The sequence below is a fragment of the Ferrimicrobium sp. genome, from assembly GCF_027364955.1.
Taxonomy (GTDB): Bacteria; Actinomycetota; Acidimicrobiia; order Acidimicrobiales; family Acidimicrobiaceae; genus Ferrimicrobium.
Map to the genome: position 1 here is coordinate 82277 of NZ_DAHXOI010000007.1, position 18355 is coordinate 100631.

The 18355-nt window shown below is 58.9% G+C and carries 14 protein-coding genes; 7 read left to right on the plus strand and 7 right to left on the minus strand.

The window, feature by feature from the left end:
* Positions 1-13: 13 nt before the first annotated feature.
* From tkt to M7Q83_RS06730, 6 genes are all read right to left on the minus strand, one after another.
* On the minus strand, positions 14-2896 hold the full coding sequence (tkt, locus tag M7Q83_RS06705; protein WP_298336666.1) for a transketolase: 2883 nt from the start codon (positions 2894-2896) through the stop codon (positions 14-16).
* A 744-nt stretch (positions 2897-3640) separates the two neighbouring features.
* Positions 3641-4813 (minus strand): GAF domain-containing protein, encoded by a 1173-nt coding sequence (locus tag M7Q83_RS06710; protein ID WP_298336668.1) that lies wholly within the window; start codon positions 4811-4813, stop codon positions 3641-3643.
* Positions 4814-4900: 87 nt separating this feature from the next.
* The gene (locus M7Q83_RS06715) at positions 4901-5557 is read right to left on the minus strand and encodes a response regulator transcription factor (RefSeq protein ID WP_298336670.1); all 657 of its coding nucleotides are present in this window, start codon (positions 5555-5557) and stop codon (positions 4901-4903) included.
* The gene (locus tag M7Q83_RS06720; protein ID WP_298336672.1) at positions 5554-5733 is read right to left on the minus strand and encodes a hypothetical protein; all 180 of its coding nucleotides are present in this window, start codon (positions 5731-5733) and stop codon (positions 5554-5556) included. The genes M7Q83_RS06715 and M7Q83_RS06720 overlap by 4 nt, the downstream gene beginning before the upstream one ends.
* A 203-nt stretch (positions 5734-5936) precedes the next feature.
* Positions 5937-6938 carry a class I fructose-bisphosphate aldolase gene (locus tag M7Q83_RS06725; protein ID WP_298336674.1) on the minus strand — a complete coding sequence of 334 codons (1002 nt, stop codon included), beginning with the start codon at positions 6936-6938 and terminating at the stop codon, positions 5937-5939.
* Positions 6939-6962: 24 nt separating this feature from the next.
* On the minus strand, positions 6963-7922 hold the full coding sequence (locus tag M7Q83_RS06730) for a LysR family transcriptional regulator (RefSeq protein WP_298336676.1): 960 nt from the start codon (positions 7920-7922) through the stop codon (positions 6963-6965).
* A 119-nt stretch (positions 7923-8041) separates the two neighbouring features.
* On the opposite strand from M7Q83_RS06730, the gene M7Q83_RS06735 reads away from it, so the two are divergent.
* From M7Q83_RS06735 to cbbX, 3 genes are read left to right on the plus strand one after another with little or no spacing between them, the layout of a single operon-like run.
* On the plus strand, positions 8042-9490 hold the full coding sequence (locus tag M7Q83_RS06735; RefSeq protein ID WP_298336678.1) for a form I ribulose bisphosphate carboxylase large subunit: 1449 nt from the start codon (positions 8042-8044) through the stop codon (positions 9488-9490).
* Positions 9491-9511: 21 nt separating this feature from the next.
* Positions 9512-9928, plus strand: a complete 417-nt coding sequence (locus M7Q83_RS06740) for a ribulose bisphosphate carboxylase small subunit (protein WP_298336680.1) — start codon at positions 9512-9514, stop codon at positions 9926-9928.
* A gap of 45 nt (positions 9929-9973) precedes the next feature.
* Positions 9974-10903 carry a CbbX protein gene (gene cbbX / locus M7Q83_RS06745; RefSeq protein ID WP_298336682.1) on the plus strand — a complete coding sequence of 310 codons (930 nt, stop codon included), beginning with the start codon at positions 9974-9976 and terminating at the stop codon, positions 10901-10903.
* Positions 10904-11060: 157 nt separating this feature from the next.
* On the opposite strand, the gene M7Q83_RS06750 is transcribed toward cbbX, so the two are convergent.
* The gene (locus tag M7Q83_RS06750) at positions 11061-11909 is read right to left on the minus strand and encodes a hypothetical protein (RefSeq protein WP_298336684.1); all 849 of its coding nucleotides are present in this window, start codon (positions 11907-11909) and stop codon (positions 11061-11063) included.
* Between the two features lie 701 nt (positions 11910-12610).
* Here M7Q83_RS06750 and M7Q83_RS06755 point away from each other — a divergent pair.
* The 4 genes from M7Q83_RS06755 to M7Q83_RS06770 all read left to right on the plus strand — a co-directional run bounded on the left by M7Q83_RS06755 (position 12611) and on the right by M7Q83_RS06770 (position 18288).
* Positions 12611-14419 (plus strand): hypothetical protein, encoded by a 1809-nt coding sequence (locus tag M7Q83_RS06755; RefSeq protein ID WP_298336686.1) that lies wholly within the window; start codon positions 12611-12613, stop codon positions 14417-14419.
* A gap of 477 nt (positions 14420-14896) precedes the next feature.
* Complete coding sequence (locus M7Q83_RS06760; protein ID WP_298336688.1) at positions 14897-15688, plus strand: maleylpyruvate isomerase N-terminal domain-containing protein; 792 nt, start codon at positions 14897-14899, stop codon at positions 15686-15688.
* A 708-nt stretch (positions 15689-16396) separates the two neighbouring features.
* Entirely contained in the window at positions 16397-17146 is a 750-nt protein-coding gene (locus tag M7Q83_RS06765; protein ID WP_298336690.1) for a winged helix-turn-helix domain-containing protein, read from the plus strand.
* A 347-nt stretch (positions 17147-17493) separates the two neighbouring features.
* The gene (locus M7Q83_RS06770; protein ID WP_298336692.1) at positions 17494-18288 is read left to right on the plus strand and encodes a hypothetical protein; all 795 of its coding nucleotides are present in this window, start codon (positions 17494-17496) and stop codon (positions 18286-18288) included.
* The last annotated feature ends 67 nt before the right edge of the window (positions 18289-18355 follow it).

Consider the following 18355-nt stretch of genomic DNA (forward strand, 5'->3'; position numbering starts at 1 on the left):
TCAGTGGCTGGGTCTAAGGAACGAGGCGGCGGACGATGCCGTAGCGTCCCTCCTGAATCCAGAGACTCTCGAGTTCAGTGAGGTCCCCAACCGCCGTGGGCGGGGCGAGCGGATGGGCTCCCGTTACCGAGGTAGCGACGACGATCGATCCCGCATGGGCGAGATCACTCGCCTCGAATTGCATGGTGTCATACTCTGGGTAGATAGCTTTGACGAGGGTCGCTTCGGCCTCGCTCTGGGGCGCAAATCGGCTCTGCATCTGCCCCGAGAGGGCGAGGGTCGCCGCAGCGGAGATGACTCCTTCGGGGGTGCCCCCAATACCCCATAACATCACCGACCCTGGATCACCGCGCAACACCCGTAGACTGGCCATCACGTCACCATCGGGTATCTCGATGACGGGCACTCCGTGACTCCGCAGGTTAGCGATCATCGTCTCATGCCGCGGTTTAGCCAGGATGACGACGGTGGTTTCGCCGATGCCAAGTCCAAGGCGACTTGCCACACTCTTGACGTTTTCAAGCAGTGGGCGCGAGATATCGATGACCCCAGCAGCTCGTTCGCCGACGATGAGTTTTTCCAGGTAATAGCCGGGTAGTGGGGTAAATCCTCCTCCAGGAGCTGCGGCGATAACCGAGATCGCACCCTCTCGACCGGTGGCCGCAAAGTTGGTTCCCTCCAACGGGTCGATCGCGAGGTCGATGTCGATGGTGCCGGTGCCGAGCCGCTCTCCGACATAGAGCATGGGCGCGTCGTCCTTCTCGCCCTCACCGACGATCACGGTGGCAGAGACGGGGAGCCTTCCGAGCTCTTCGCGCATGGCAGAGACGGCAGCTGCGTCGGCACGATTCTTATCCCCAAGGCCGACCTCGTTGAGTGTCGCACAGGCGGCAGCCTCGGTCGCTCGAAGAAGATCCGAGACGAGATGTGAGGGATGCCCTAAGCGATAGGAGTCGACCACAAGATCGAGAGCGGCGTCGGCGACTTCGGTTGGGGTGAATCCGAAGTGTGCAGCCACCTCGGCCATCGGAGCCGAGGTGCCGAACGCTCTTACGTTGTAGAGCCGATCACCAGGACTCAAGAACTCATGCCATCCGGTACCAACGCTCGCTTCAAGTACGAGTCGGGGGGTACCGGTTGGTGCAAAGGCGTCCCGGTCGCGCGGATCGATCGCTAAGAACCGTTCGCGCCAGGGCACGGAGACGACTCGCGCGTCGACGTCGTCCTCGTCTTTGAGGATCTTGGCTGCCGTAATCGCAAGCGCTACCTCTGAGCCAGAGGCGACGAGGACGACCTCTGGGGAGGTTCGAGGATCACCATAGACGATGCGAGCTCCGGTGTTGGCGAGCCAGTCGGTGTCCTCATTTGTTGGGATTTGGGGTAGCGGTTGTCGGGTGAGGGCAAGGATCGTTGGGCGAGTTCGCTCAGCGAGGGCGAGCTCCCAGCTCGCAAAGGTCTCAAAGGCATCCGCCGGGCGCAGCACTGTCGTATTGGGAATGATCCGAAGTGCCTCGAGTTGTTCGATCGGCTGATGGGTTGGCCCATCCTCTCCCACCGCAAATGAGTCGTGGGAGAAGAGATAGATCACCCCGAGACCCATCAGTGCACAGAGGCGCAATGAAGGGCGGAGGTAGTCAGAGAAGACGAGAAAGGTGGAGACATAGGGGGTAAAACCGTAGAGGGCCAGACCGTTGGCGATTGCAGCCATCGCGTGCTCGCGGATTCCAAAGTGGATCGCTGAGCCCGAGAAGTCATCGGGGGTGATCGCCTGGAGGCCGACATTGAGCCCGGTTGACTCCCCAAGGTCCGCTGATCCACCGATCAACCCAGGCGCCGCGTCTGGACCGTTTGCGATTGACTTCAGAAACAGCGCCGAAGCCGCCCTGGTGGCTAGGGGCGCCGTCGGCAGAGGAGGGTTCTGGTGGGATTGCACCTTGGCTTTGGCGATGCCCATCCAGTCGTTGTGCCGTTGACGCCAGACAGAGGCCTGAGCTTGCTTGTCGGCGACGATGCTTGCCACGTGTTGGCGCACATCCTCTGGAACCCAGAACGTTGGTTCGCTAGGCCAGCCGTAGGCGGCCTTGGTCGCCGCAAGCTCCTCGGCACCGAGCGGTGCACCATGGGCCTTTGAGGTGCCAGCTTTTGTTGGTGCACCCCTACCGATGATGGTTGGGGCGATGATCAGGCTTGGGCGCATTTGCTCAGCCATCGCCTGGCGATAGATCTGTTCGATCTCATCGAGATCCTCAGGGTTGGTAATTGTGAGGACTTGCCAGCCGTAGCTCTCAAAGCGGGCGATTGGATCGTCAGTGCAGGACTGATGCCTCGGGCCATCGATGGTGATGTCATTGGAGTCATAACCCACAATGAGATGACCCAAGCCGAGCATGCCAGCGAGCGATGCGGCCTCATGGCTGAGGCCCTCCATTAGATCTCCATCAGAGGCGAGGACGAAGGTGTAGTGGTCGATGGGAGAGTCATCCATCCCGTGACGAAGCTTTGCTTCACCGATGGCCATGCCCACCGCTGTCGCGAGTCCCTGTCCCAGCGGTCCGGTGGTGGTCTCCACGCCTGGAGTATGTCCATATTCGGGATGACCTGGGGTCTTTGACCCGATTTGGCGAAAGCGACGCAGCTCTTCGATGGACAAGTCGTACCCGAAGAGATGGAGCAGTGAATAGAGAAGCGCCGAGCCATGCCCGGCGGAGAGGATGAAACGATCCCGATTGGGCCAGCTGGGGTCTGCGGGGTCAAAGTTCATCAGTCGCGCAAAGAGCGTGTAGGCGACAGGTGCGAGACCCAGTGGTAGCCCTGGGTGGCCGGAGTTTGCCGCTTCTACTTGGTCGACAGAGAGCATGCGTACGGTTGTGACGCTGCGTTTATCGATTGAGTTCATGATCTGACTCCTTTGATGGGGTTTGGGAGGTGGAGGTGCGTGGTGTCTGTCATCGTCGGACCGTATCGCTCCTCATCTGAGTTCTTTGTCGCCACGCGGCGCTGATCTAAACGGAATGCGCACTGGAGTGAGAGAACCGCCTGTTGAGAACCTGATTGCGGGTGGCTGGTCCTGGGGTCGGGCACACGAATGCTTCTGCCGCGTAGCTGGCGGCGAATCGCACGTGGTGCAAGGTCTGTCGAACGGAGTGTAAAAAATGGGGAACACCGTCTCATAGCCGACGAGCTCATAGCCGACGAGGAGGTGTGCTCTTTTGTCATGGCACGGGCATGATGTCCGGTGCGAGGACCCCTTTCGCCTGATCTAATGCCCGATGGGGAGATGTTGACGCTGCCACGGTGCTCGGTACGTCGTAGTGTTGGGAAAATTGAGGAAGATCTCGAGCATCGGCGAGTGGACAAGTGATGAGGTATCATCTCGTTCTGCACCTCCCCTTGGTTGCTGAGCGTTCATGACAACCTAGTTGGTGCGTTGGTTGATCTTCTCCCCAACATGGGTGAGAACGAGGGTGAGGCCGCTCGCCAAAGGAACCCCACCGGTGGCGTTCTCCGCTAACCGTATCAGGCAAGTTCCTGCGTACACCTCCAGCTGCGCGCTGCCAGAGAACAACACTGCCTCAGATTGCTGGTGGTCCGGAGGTCGTACATGTCTTTTCTATTGAGCGTGTTGGCATTGGCCATAGTCCTACTGGACGGCACTGGCGGCGACGGGCACCAAGAGGCGCACCAGGGTTCCCTCACCAAGCGTAGAGAAGAGCTCGAGGCGTCCTCCGATGATCCGAGCCCGTTCTCGCATGCCACCGAGGCCAAAGCCTCCGACATGAGTCGTCGTGTCAAAGCCGTCCCCGCGATCCCGCACGACGACCACCAGGTCGCCGCCGATTGAGGCGAGCCGGAGCTCACAGGTGGTCACCCCTGAGTGTTTCCAGGCGTTGTTGATCGCCTCTTGCATGATGCGCAGTACGGCGAGCGCACGTTCGGGGGCAAGGGCAAGGGCGGTGTCGTCGGTTCGATCCTCGATCACGACAGCGAAGTCGGGATAGGAGTTGGCAAGCGTCTCGATCGCCTCGGCGAATCCAAATTCGTCGAGTGCCTGGCGTGGCGTGTCCTGGATCAGCCGACGCATCGCCTGGGTGCTCGCTTTGAGCAGATCAGAGGCGACACAGACATCGCGTGCCTCGTGTTCGTCAAGGCCAGGTGAAGCCTTGACCGCTTCAAGCCGGTAGTAGGCGGCGTGAACCTGTTGGAGTACCCCGTCGTGGAGCTCGAGCTGGAGACGGCGACGTTCCGCCTCTTGGGCCTCGATGAGCTGCTGAGCGAAGCCCTCCAAGGCACGTTCGTGGGCTCCGAGCTTTGCCACGAGGAGAGTATGTTCGAATGCGCCGGCGAGAAAACTGGCCACGGTGGTGAGTACCTGTTGTTGATGGAGAAGATCGACGTCCTCGTGTTGCCAGTGGACGTTCAGAACTCCGACGACATTCCCGCTTGCGTGGATCATCGGCACCGAGATCAGTATCCGGAAGAGCTCCCCCTGGAGCTCGGGGAGGTAGCGGTAGCGGTGATCGGCCCACTTGTCGGGGACAACCGCGACTTGGCCAGTTTGGGCTACCCAACCGGCGATGCCATCTCCGAGTCCGAGCCATACTTGGTGGCGATACGAGTCAAAGGGTGGGGTGGCACCGACGAGTTCTAGGCGCATGAGTTCGGGGTCCACGAGGTGGACAAAGCAGACGCTTGCACCGACCGCATCGACCACCAGGGATGCCGTTTGGGCCGCTAGCTGATCGAGATCGAGGGTCTCCGCGAGCACCTGGGCGAGTTGACGGTAGAGAGTGAGTTCTTCGGGTTCAGTATTCATCGGTTTCACGAGATTCCCCGGTATCAGAAGATTCCCCGGTATCACAAGTCTTGTTGGTAGCACAGAGCATCTGGGCTGTGTCAGGATTCATCGGAACGTCACGTCCCGTAAGGCCACGGCAACTGCTTCGGCTCTTGACTTGACCTTCAATTTACGATAGATCGAGGAGAGGTGACTCTTGACCGTCTCCTCCCCGAGGAAGAGGCTCTGGGCGATGGACTTTGTTGACATGCCTTTTACGATGAGTTCGAGAATCTCACTCTCACGGTGGGTGAGTCCAAGATGGGCACCTGGCCAGAACTCGCCGAGTTGGAGGCGTGCTGCCAAGAGAGCGACGCGTCCCGCGATGGAAGGGTCGATGGTGACCTCACCGTCGACGACTCTTCGTAGAAGTCCAACCAGCTCAGCTCCCGTAGCCTGCTTGAGGAGATACCCTCGAGCCCCAGCGCGAAGAGCTCGAAAAAGATAGGCCTCGTCGTCGTAGGCGGTGTAGAAGACGACCGATACCTCGATACCTTGAGTGGTGATCTGCTCAAGCAGCTCAAACCCTGAGCTCGTCTTCAGCCGCGCATCGGTGAGCACAATGTCGGGCAACGGGGAGGTGGTGAGTAGTTCGATCGCTTCATCGACCGTTTTGACGGCGGAGACGACCTCTACCTCGTCGATGTGGGTCCGCAGCATGGCACGAACTCCGTCGATGATTACCTCATGGTCATCGACCAGCATCAATTGAATGGCTCTCATGAGGGGTGTGCTCCTCCCGCGAGGCGTGCTCGTGGGTGCAACCCTGCCTGGTGCCGCTCGCTTATCATCGTGCGCATCTGATCAACTTCGCGTTCGCTAGTGAGACGGCAGCCCTGGGCGGTGAGGTAGCCCTGATCGAACTCTTGCTGACGGGTGATTGCAGTTGTGATCGCCATGGCGTGCTCCCCACTCTGTGTGACGCTGGCCAAAGCTTACTCGTCAGCTTCGGACGTTCCACGCGGTAGCGGTCGGCCTCGGAGCAAGAGTGATGGGCCGTTTGCTTTGCAGCACCAGCGCGAGACGCTGATCAGGTTGCAGAACCAATGCAAGGCGTTGATCGGCACCCGACGCGACGTTGGTCGCGTTGCTGGGCTCAGCGTTAGACATTCACCAGGTGTCGGGGCCGCAGAACGGAGGCAGTGGCGGTGACGCGGTCCATCAGACTTGCCTGGGTGCGTTGCCGATCCCGCCCAGAACTCGCCCAGACCTTCATCGGTGTATCCTGAAGCGCGCGTCCGAAGGAGAAGGTGATCGGCCATGGCAGCGCCTCGATCTCGTTCATGGCGGCCAGATTTGCTGTTGCCATGTCATCGGACTGCCCACCGGATAGGAGCGCAATCCCGGCGACTGAGGCCGGCACGACGTCACGATAACATTCGACGGAGACCTCCCCGATCTCTCTGGCAGTTGCCGTTGGCCCAGTGGTGCCTGGGGTGATCATCGAGGGTTTGAGCACCATGCCCGGGAGGAGTACCTCAAAGGAGCGGAGTTGGTCAAAGACGGCCGCGAGTACCGTTCCGGCGACCCGTCTGGTGGTTGCGAGGTCATGATCACCTTCCATGAGGATCTCAGGTTCGACGATTGGGACGATGCCTGACTCCTGACAGAGTTTGGCGTAGCGAGCCAGGGCGTGGGCGTTGGCCTGGATGCAGATCGCGCTTGGCTTCGCCTGGTCGATTTGGAGTACTGCGCGCCATTTGGCAAAGCGCGCCCCTCGCGTGTAGTAATCGACGAGACGAGGGCCGAGGTTGTCCAACCCTTCGGTCACCAGCTCCCCATCGCTTCCAGCCAGTGGCTTTGCTCCGGTATCGACCTTGATCCCTGGAAGCATGCCGTGCTGCACCAGGAAGTTGGGAAAGGAGAGACCGCTGGTGGTTGTCTGGTTGAACGTCTCATCGTAGAGAATGACACCAGAGACATACTCTCCGAGTCCGGGAGAGCTAAAAAGGGTTTCACGCCAATCACGGCGAGTTGAATCGGTTGATTCGAGCCCGTGAGCGACGAAGCGTTTGGTGAGGGTGGGGCTACTCTCGTCGGCGGCGAGGATCCCCTTCGGGTGCGCCACCATGGCCCCAGCGTGTTCGATCAGTTCCTGTGACATTGGTCCTCCCCACGTGTGTTGGCCTTAACCTAGGCGCTCTGTTCCTTTGGCGATCTCACCCAAACCGTGGGGCTCTAGGGTGAACTCCACCTCACCCAAGGACCCTAAGTAGTTGGCAAAGTGGTCGATGCTGCCCGCAAGCGTCTCCCCAGTGCGGACAGCAAGGCACCAGCTTCGGCGCTGAGGAAAGGGTTCCACGGTCAGGGAGACGAGCTCGCCGGCGGCTAACTCTTTGGACACCGACTCGGTAGAGATCACGGCAACGCCGAGACCGAGCTCCACGAGCCGCTTCATGGCAAGGTTCGAACCAACCGAGAGAGTCGCTGGGCTGATCGCGAGCTCGCCGAGGAGTTCTTCGGCTGAGGCGCGTGTCCCTGAACCAGGCTCTCGAACGAGCCAGGTGTGTTCCCCGACCTGTTGGGCGGTGGGGGAGAGTGAACCGTCGAACCACTCGGTGGCCCGCCGTTTGTTGGCGATCAAGGCGAGCTCGTGCCCTCGGGTTGCGATCACGTGGACGAATTCACTCTGGGTTGGTCTTCCCGAGATGACCAGGTCGACCCGATGGTCACCGAGTAGCTCGAAGAGACTCGTCTTGTTGGCGACCTCGAGGTTGATGGTCGCGTGTGGCATCAACTCGAGGTAACCCTGGAGCCACCGCGGAAGGAGCTCCTCGCCAACGGTGGCGACGGCTCCGATTCGTAGTGTGGGCGCATCGGGATGGCTGGCTTCTCGGCTGCGCACCAAGGCCTCTTCCATGGCGCCGAGAAGGGTTGCGGCATATCCGGCGAGGACTCTGCCTGCCGGGGTGAGGGCGAGTCCGCGCCCAACGCGCTGGGTCAGGTCTGTGCCGACCTCGCGCGATAGGGCTGCCAAGGTGGAGGAGACGGCGGCCGAACTGACAAAGAGCCGCCGACTCGCTCCAATGACGGATCCGGTGTCGGCCACTGCCAGCAGGGTTTTGAGTTGTGTGTTGGTCATCATCATGATAATAGTTAATGTTGAGATTAACTATCTGCGGTTTATTCCAAGGTATTGAATGAACTATCGTTTGGATGAGATCGCTACTGTAATCCCATGTCCACAGATCGTGAGGAGTTGCAAAGGTGTCAGAGTTAACCGGAGAGGACCGCTATAAGGCGGGAGTTATTCCCTACAAGCAGATGGGGTACTGGGACGCTGACTATGTCCCAAGCGAGACCGACATCATCGCACTCTTTCGCATCACCCCTCAACCTGGTGTTGACCCGGAGGAGGCGGCCGCTGCTGTCGCTGGCGAGTCTTCGACCGCGACTTGGACGGTGGTCTGGACCGATCGTCTGACTGCGGCGGACCTCTATCGGGCAAAGGCGTATCGCGTCGATCCGGTACCCGGCCAGGAGGATCAGTTCTTCGCCTACATCGCCTATCATCTTGATCTCTTTGAGCCTGGCTCGATCGCGAACCTGACCGCCTCCATCATCGGTAACGTCTTTGGCTTCAAGGCCGTGAAGGCGCTTCGCCTTGAGGACATGCGGATTCCGGTCGCCTATGTGAAGACCTTTGACGGTCCTCCGACTGGGATCGTGGTCGAGCGTGAACGATTGGATAAGTTCGGTCGCCCGCTGCTTGGGGCTACCGTCAAACCCAAGCTGGGGCTCTCGGGCCGTAACTACGGCAGGGTGGTCTACGAGGCGTTGCGGGGTGGTCTCGATTTCACCAAGGATGACGAGAACATCAACTCTCAACCCTTTATGCACTGGCGCGATCGATTCCTCTACTGCATGGAGGCGGTGAACAAGGCACAGAGCACCAGCGGTGAGGTCAAGGGTCATTATCTCAATGTCACCGCAGCGACGATGGAGGACATGTATGAGCGCGCTGAGTTCGCCAAGGAGCTCGGATCGGTCGTGGTGATGATCGACCTGGTGATCGGGTATACCGCGATTCAATCGATGTCCAAGTGGGCGCGTAAGAACGATATGGTTCTGCACCTCCACCGCGCCGGTCATGGCACCTACACCCGCCAGAAGAATCACGGGATCTCTTTCCGCGTGATTGGAAAGTGGATGCGACTCGCAGGAGTCGATCACATCCACGCTGGTACCGTGGTCGGTAAACTCGAGGGAGATCCCAACACCGTGCAAGGTATCTATAACGTCCTTCGCGAGTCGCACAACCCGGTCGATCTTCCCAAGGGGATCTTCTTCGACCAGGATTGGGCGGGTCTTCGTAAGGTGATGCCCGTCGCCTCCGGTGGCATCCATGCGGGACAGATGCATCAACTCCTCACCTATCTGGGTGATGATGTGATCTTGCAGTTCGGTGGCGGCACCATCGGTCACCCGATGGGCATCGCGGCAGGCGCCACGGCGAATAGAGTCGCTCTTGAGGCGATGGTGCTTGCGCGCAATGAGGGCCAAGATATCTGGAACAAAGGGCCAGAGATTCTCAACCAGGCGGCAAAGTCGTCGCCGGCGCTGCAAGGTGCACTCGATACCTGGCGTGACATCACCTTCAACTATGCCTCTACGGATACCCCCGACTTTGTTCCTACCGTCAGCGAAACCTACTAACACCAGAAAGAGGAGACTCTCATGCATCTCACCCAGGGCCAATTTTCATTTCTGCCACCACTGACCGACGAGCAGATCTCCGCCCAGATTCGTTGGGCTCTCGATCACGATTGGGCGATCGGCATCGAGTTCACCGATGACCCACATCCGCGCAATACCTACTGGGATATGTGGGGCATGCCGATGTTTGACCTGCGCGATCCGGCGGCCATTCTCTATGAGATCAATGAGTGTCGTCGGGCGTATCCGAACCGCTATATTCGGGTGACTGCCTTTGATTCAACGAGAGGGTGGGAGGCGCCCCGGATGTCCTACCTGGTGAATCGGCCGGCGGAGGAGCCTGGATTTGGACTTGTTCGCCAGGAGAGCGAGGGTCGACACATCACCTACACCACGCACAGCTATGCCACGGAACAGCCACCCGGGGAACGCTATTGAGCATCAACGGTTTTAACAGGTACGCAACGGAGCTGGCCGCTCATCATGGCTGATCGAGAGGAAGCCGGAACCTTGTCCGATGGTGTAGATCTTGGAGCTCTGTTTCTCGAGACAAAGATCCAAGAGACGCTCGACGAACTCGACGCTGAGCTTGTCGGTCTACGACCGGTCAAGACCCGTATTCGTGAGATTGCTGCGCTGCTCCTTGTCGATCGTGCGCGAGCGCAGCTTGATCTCGCGGGGGGTAATCCCAGTCTGCACATGAGTTTCACCGGTAACCCAGGCACTGGAAAAACAACGGTGGCGATGCGCATGGCTGAACTGCTTGCCAAACTTGGCTACGTTCGCCAAGGCCAGCTCGTGGCGGTCACCCGCGATGACCTGGTTGGCCAATATATTGGACACACTGCTCCAAAGACCAAGGAGGTCCTTAAACGAGCTATGGGGGGTGTGCTCTTCATCGATGAGGCGTACTATCTGTTTAAGCCCGAGAACGAGCGAGATTATGGCGCCGAGTCGATTGAGATACTCCTGCAGGTGATGGAGAACCAGCGTAACGATCTTGTGGTGATCTTGGCGGGGTACAAGGACCGCATGGATACCTTCTTTAGCTCGAACCCTGGGATGTCGTCACGGATCGCGCACCATATCGATTTTCCTGATTACTCCCTCGATGAGCTGGTCGCGATTGGCAAGCTCATGCTTGCTGCTCAGCAGTATCGGCTCTCCGACGAAGCCGAAGGGGTCTTTCGGCGATATCTTGAACTCCGGATGGCCCAGCCCAACTTTGCCAACGCAAGAAGTGTGCGCAATGCCCTCGATCGGACTCGTCTGCGCCAGGCCAACCGGCTCTTTGAACGACGTAGCGCCCTGGTGACCCGCGTGGATCTCATGACGATTGAGCCGCCCGATATCCTGGCAAGCCGTGTCTTTGACACGGACCCGGAAGAAGACAACCAGCTCAAGGGCGACTGACCTGCCTTGCTCGCTATAGAGCATGGCTGCTGGTGTGCTTTTGGCTACCTTGTTGGGTTGGGAAGCACGACGGGTAGTGGCTCCCAGTGATTCGCCCTTCTCTCATGTCAATACCGGAGCCCATGACGCTGCTAGGTTCCGTGGTGATGGGGCGGAGTTATGGGTTCGACGCGAGGGACCTACGGCGTCGATTGGCCTCGAGGACGCTGATACCTGCGATGCCTAGCCCTAGAAGGCCCCCACCGATCACCATCTCCCAATTGCTACTACGTGGTGATTGGGGTGGACCGGTGACGAGTCGTACTGGCGCTGGTGCCGAGTTGTGAGATGTAGAGACCGGCGCGGTGGCCCGGGGAGTGGTCGATGAGGCGCGAGAGACCGGGACGTGGCTAGTCGTCGGGGCATGGCTAACTACCGGGAGCGTTGTGGGGGGTATCACGCCGAGCGGCGTAGTGGAGGGTCGGCGAGTAGGTGCTGGTGCGCTCTGGCTGGCGACGATCCGATAACTGATCGTCGCCGATTGGCCATTCCAAGCGTTGCCAAAACCCTCTCCGTTGGCTAACTCGACCGCAACGGGTATGGATACCCGCTGGTTTGGAGCGACGCTAGTCGCAATGGGCAGGGTGATACTTTTCAGTGATGACAAGGTGAGCGACGAGGACGGATCAAGACTGTTGGGCGCGGAGGGATCGAGATGGTAGGTGATCGTCCCCTTAGAGGTGGTCACCAAAAATTCGAGCTGGCCGAGGTCGCCGAAGCTGGCAAGCGTATCGGTGACGCCGGTGAACTGGAGATCAAAATCCTCTGATGTAGTGCCGGTGTTGGTCAGCGTGAAAGGAATCGTGTTGGTCGGTATGCCGGGAAGCAGGTTCGTCGCCTGCAGCGTCCCGTTGGTGAGACCGACACCGACGGACGCACGCACAAACGCACTTGCCGGAGTCGCAAAGGCACCTTGGCCAGAGAGAGCAAAGGTCGCGACAGAGGCTGAGGCGCCAACGGCGATCACCGTCCAGCCCATCCTCGTGAACCGCGGCCATACCCTTCTCTGTCTATGCGTGTAATCCAACGGTACGCCCTTCGATGACGGATGCCATCGATCGACGAGCATCCAACGTAAAGTCTACGAAGCCCAGTTCGGCATGCAAACCCATCCCATGGGTTCGGTTTGTTGATCGGAAACATTTAGCAGAATAGCTATTGCTGGCGGTCTTGATAGTCCGGTGCGAATGCTAGGCCCTGTCTCGTATTGGGAAGACAAGCAAAGTCAAGAGGAAGGGTTGCCACTGCCAGCCCGTCATCGGTCCTGGTGAGGAAAGCGCCACCGGCCCGGTCGAGAACTGACATCCATGATGGGTTGTGAGAACGATGGAGGGCCAACCCGGGTTATCTTCGCATACGTGTTAGGTGTGGGAGGTTCGGAATCACAAGCGCAGATTATGCGGTCGCGTATCTTGGCGCGCACTCGTGAGGAGCATGGTGGATATCCCAACCGCTGCAATGGTGGCATTGTCGCTCAGAATGGAGGCTGCCTTAGGCGTTGCCAAGTGATCGAAGAGTTGCGCCAGATTGGCTGGTGAAGGCAAAAGTTGTTGCGAGGTGGGGGAGGTTCTTGGGGAAGCTGTGTTGAACGAGCGGGTTGCAAGCATGCGAGACGTGGTGCTGAGCTAGGTTGGATGCGTGTGCTCTGTTTCGCGAAGTAGGTAACTGATGGGCCGTCAAGCTCCACTATGGCTGATGCGACGAGCAATAACGTTTATCGCGACCACGATGCTCTTGGCGGGTTGTGGGTCTGTCAATTCTCATACTGCCGGAGCGACCCGAAGCAAGGCGGCCGGGACCAATGCGACCTTTCCTCTAGAGATATTGCAGAGCTCGATCACCCCGTCGGGGTCGGTGTATCTCTCCTCTGCGTCGAGTGAGGGAGGTAACCCGGTCCTCTTAAGGTACCAACGGGGCAAGTTTTCTCAACTCGCGCGCCTTCCGGGATCAGTCGATCTCATCGATTTTCTCAATCGGCGTGACGGCTTGGTGGCCTCCGAGTCAACCGGTAGTGTGTACGCTGCGGTCGACGGTGGAGACCACTTTCGGCTCCTCCATAACTTCTCGCGCCAGGGTAGCATCGTGGGGTTGGGTTTGGTGACCTCCACCCATGGTTATGTGGTGCTCGGCACACCGACAGCAACCGTTGTCGATCAGACGATAGACGGTGGACATAGCTGGCATACGATCGGGACGCTCCCCATCTCTTACCCGGACCGGGCTCTCTTTGACTTCGCTGGCGGTGACTCCTATCTCATGGTAGAGAGTGGCGGGGGAGGAGCGCCAGCCTACTTTGTCCAGAAGGAAGGAACATCCACCTTCCAGAGGGAGGATCGAGGCTTGGCTGCTCCTCAGTCGCCCGCTGGCAGTCTTCAGCCCAGTAGCCTTCAAGTCGTTGGCCAGAGTACGGTCGTTGGGTTCCAGTCAAACTCGGGAGCCAATTTTGGCCCGACGCCGCCGCTTCTCGCCACCAAACCCACGCCAAACTTTGTCGAACGACAGCCGGCTTGGTTCGGAACTCATCGGGTCGAGTTCAATAACTTTCGGAGACTCTCAGATGGTACGGTCATCGCAGTTTCTGGGCGGGGGATCTACCAATACAGCAATAAGAGTGGGTGGAGACGCTCCTATCCCGCGCTCATGGCAAGCGCGATCTTCAATGCCCAGGGTCGCCTTGGTACGGTCGGTGTGAACCAGCAGGGTCAACACGTGGTGATGGTTGGTGCGACGAAGTGGAGTTCTCCAACCCTTCAGACGTTACTGGGGTCCCCGGATGCTCAAGTGATCGGAATGACGACGAAACGCTCCCTTCTCATTACCTTGCAAAAGCCCGACGGCTCTCTGCGACTCTTTGCCCTCGACCGAGCAGGTGATGAACGAAGCGTCCCGTTTCCCCTGACTATCGCTAGGACGGTCTCCTCGGTTGTGGCGGCTGGCAGCGGACTCGCCATGGAGGCGAGTTCCAACGCTGGTCTTGGTCCCGTGTATCTCTCGTCGATCGCCGCCAGTGCGCGTGGGATTGACTTGCACCTAGACTCCACGATTCCGCTGGCCATGTACCCACTTTCCGCGCAGAGCCTTTGGATTGGCGCAGCGCAGCGGGTGGGGTTCGGCACAGGGGCTGGCTCGCCAGGTAGGAGTGATTATCTTGCCTATAGCGGTAACGGCGGGCGGAGCTGGACAAATATCAGTGTTGGTGCGAACGATGTCGATGCGATCGATTACGCCTCACCTAGGATCGTTTGGGCGACGCTCAGTCCCTATGCCACGCCTTCGTTTTCGTTTCTTGTTCGGGTGAGCCGTGCGACGGGTTCGGTGGTGCGCGTACCGATCCCATCCTTCTTCCACCGGGGCTTTGTTGCGGTTTTTGTCTCCTCGACGACTGGTTGGCTTCAAGCGACTAGCTGCGACTCCGGCTGTAGTGCATTCGTTGGGACCACCGATGGAGGTGGTCACTGGGGCCTTGTCTCCCCCTGAGATCGTGGATCTTCTTATTGGACCGTCCATCCGCTAGAGGGGTTGGGTCTTTTGCCGAAAGGCTTGAGGAGTGTGTCCTCAGTCGGGGGGATGAAGAATTGGGCATCGACTCGGTGGGTGGCGGGTCTATGCTCGCATCGTCCTTGGTCGCTCATGCCATCGTCGCAGTGGAGGGATGGCCGCGACGGTACTCGTCGCCTAAGCGTTTGACTCGACCATAGCTGGGCCGAGATTTGTCCGTTCATCAGCCCAGCGGTTCTGGATTGTGGAGGCACACCACTTGGAGCCTGACCGGCCGAAGATGCACCATGACGCTGCGATGAGGTACGGTCAATTGTGACTTGTTGGACGGCCGGATGGGTGTTCATTATCGCTACCACTGTTCCTCACCGTCGGTAGACCGGTCAAGAGGGATCTGCAACGCAAGCACTGATACTTCGTCGCAGCCCGAAACACCTCGAAGCTAGCCTCGTGGGCATGACAAACTCTCCTGGCCCTCGCAGCCCCCTCGACCCTATCACGACTCACTATCTCTCCTCTGAACAGGAAGCATTTTTGGAGACTCTAGAGAACACACCGCCGGATGCACTTACTGCCTGTGAGCTTTGGCGAACCCATGAACTCGTAGCTCACTTAACGGCGGGAGCCATTGAGATCTCATTGAATCTCGAGGCTGCACTTGATGGCCTGCCGATCCCAGTGACCCGTTCCTTTGAGGAGCGTGAGGCACCGTACCGGGAGATGGCAGATCAGCGTTTGCGCAACGAGTTGCTCACCTCTTTGGAACGCGTCTCTCGGGTCCTTCATGCCATGCTCGTAGAGGATCCCGACGCAGTGGTCCCCTGGAACGGTCGATCAATGGTAGTCGCTACCTTTGTTACCCATCTGCGTAGCGAGTTGGCGCTGCATCGATGGGATCTGCGGGGCGATGATGAGATTGGCTTTACGCTCCTCTCACAGCCGGAGCTCACCGCACATGCGGTCACGGTACTCGGGACGGTACTCGTTGATCAGACCGCTAGATGGACAAGACCGGCGGGTTCGCTCATCGTTGGAACACTAGATGCACCTAGCGTTGTGGTCAGCCAGGAGAGTAATGGCCGTCAGTTGGTCTTTGGGGACGACGACTCCGATCCGACGATTGTGGCCGACACGGCAGCAAGGTTACTCCTTCTGTGGGGAAGAATGCCCAACGACCCACGCCGCGTGAGCGCTCCTGGTGGTCCAAACGCAGTAGCCGAGCTCAGAGCGCTTCTCTCTGGATATTGATCTCTGGATATTGATCGGTGTGTGCTCGGTGGCCGTCACTGTTGCACCCGACGCAGGCTCGGGATGTGCCTGTCCTGCCCGTCTAGGTCGGGATAGGCCAAGTTACTGGTCATCTATGTCTCGACAGGTAGTGGTAGCGTGTTATCGGTGTCAGTCGCAGCATGGCACTGCCATTTGCTCGGTTGTCTGGCAGGGGCACGGTACCCTGGTAAGAGACCACAGCGAAGATGCGCCCGCCTTCGACTGCTTGTGGTGGGGGACAGTCCTGAGAAGAGGTGCCACCATAGCACAGCAAAGGCAGCACCGATTCCCTGGATGCATTGCTCGGTAACTAGAAGACCCAGGGCTGGTACAAGTCTGAGAAGGGCAGGTCCGAGAACAAGGATCGTCATACCCGCTCGCACCATGTCGAATTCCTCGCATTCTCCCGAGCGCAGCACGACACCGGGGCCGCGTTGTAGGAGTTAGCGATCCACTGGTGGTTGACTGGAGGTATGCCGATAGTCGTGCGCGCGCGAACTGGACCGCCATCGTGTCAAGGATGACCATGAAGTATCCAACACAGGTAGCTGCCGACGGTCGAGGGCGAATCCCTGGATGGCGCCGCTCTCCAAGGTCCCATGCTCCGGTCGACCTCTGGCCACACCCTCAGCACTACCATCGGAACCTCAGCGACACCCCGAAGTATCGTGAGAATAGAGTGGACAGGTGACGACAAAAACACCAGCGCTTGGCGACAGTGACATAGGGGTTGTGGCTGCCTTGATGGGAGAACCCGCTCGTGCAGCGGTGCTCATGGCGCTGCTCGACGGTAGGGCCTTGGCCGCGAGCACGCTAGCCGCAGAGGCTGGCGTGAGCGCCTCTACGATATCGGCCCACCTGGCTCGGCTCGTCGACGGGGGATTGATCAGCGTCGAGGCCTCAGGGCGTCATCGCTACTTCCGTCTCTCTCGCAGCGAGGTCGCACAGGCGCTTGAGGCACTTGCCTGTCTTGCCCCCTGTCGCCCGATCCGATCCCTCCGCCAAGACACGCACGCAAGGGCGATTCGTGAGGCTCGAACCTGCTACGACCACCTCGCCGGGCGCCTGGGTGTGGCGCTCTTGGAGGCGCTTGTTCGTGACGGAGTTCTTGTGGCTAGCCAGAGCAAGCGAGCCAGGGAGTCGGATCCCATCCTCGGAGCGGGACGATCTTTTGACTACCTTCTCACCGATGAGGGCAGATCACGTCTGCTAGGACTCGGAGTCCAACTCGTTAGTTCCTCGAGGCGTCCATTAACCCGCTACTGTCTGGACTGGAGTGAACAGCGTCCACACCTCGCCGGCGCACTGGGAGGTGCACTGCTCCTACGTTTTCTTGATCTTGGCTGGATTGTCCGTGGCGAGCGCCGAGTCGTGAAGGTGACTCAATCTGGCCGGTCTCATCTCGCTCAAGAGTTTGGCATCGTTATTGACGGTTGAGGTTGTCCATCTCGGGGAGTGACGCAAGAGTTCTGTACTGGAGAGAGTTAGGACACCGGATCGGACAAATGGGATGGAGCCGGATAGGTATGGTGATCAGGTGGCGTATCGGGAGTCGAGCCTGATCGCATCTATTTTGAGCGGTTGTGTGCTCGCCAGACTCCTCATCGTGGGATGATCAAGGATACGTTGCTCGTTTGTCGCTGATCACTGTTAGCGGTCACGACATCGAGGTGTAAACATCTGAAGACTCAAACATATAGTCTCGACGATGCAAGCACAAACACTTGTTGACAAGTTATACTGCTCTGGGTGTATTCTGGACATAGTGTGTTGATTGAGGCATAGTGGAGTTTCATCGTCGGCGATTTCGCTCCGTTTGGCTGGTGCTTGGGTTGCTGCCCTTCTTGCTTGCTGGGTGTGGTGTCGAACACGCTGCATCTGTTAAGCAGGCTGCTCTGCCCAAAGCGACCTCTGGAGTGAAAACGGCAGAAGCGAAGGGTGCTAGTACCAGCACTGGCCAAGGAACCTCTTTGCTCGATCGTGCTGGAGTCGTCGTGGGAGCAGAGCCCGTCCACATGAAAATGACCATCACGGATTCTCTCGGCAACATCGACTCGGTGACGACCATGGCTACTGATCCTTTGAACCGGGAGCTTGTGGGTACGACGCATTCAACGGTGAGTGGCCTCAGCGGTGCGAACGCGGTGACGGTGGTGGGACACTTCATCGCCATCGGCAGTCGTTACTGGGATGAGTCTAATCCGCCAGGTGGTGGGTGGCATGAGGGTACTGTCCATCCTGGGGATCCCTTTCCGCTCAGTAAGCTGCTTCCCTATCTGGTCAACATTCATGGAGTGCCGGGTAAGTTTATCCGTGGTCACGCCACCATAGGGGTGAGTGCTACTCTAGACAGCCAAGGGGTGCGATTGATGGAACAACAAGCCACCACGACGCTCGTTAGCCCGGCTCAACAGATCATCGATTCGATCGCTTTCAGTCTCTGGATGGATCCAGATCATCGCCCGCGGGAACTTCAACTCACTGAGCATTGTGTTCAAGAGGGCCACCCCTATCAGGTCTATGAGACGATTCTGTATTATGACTGGGGTGTCGGAGTGCACGTCGTTAACCCGACTTGATAATCGCGTGCACGTGGCACCGTGGTGCCAAATAACCCCGTTGTTTGAGCAAGGGTTGCAGCTCTAT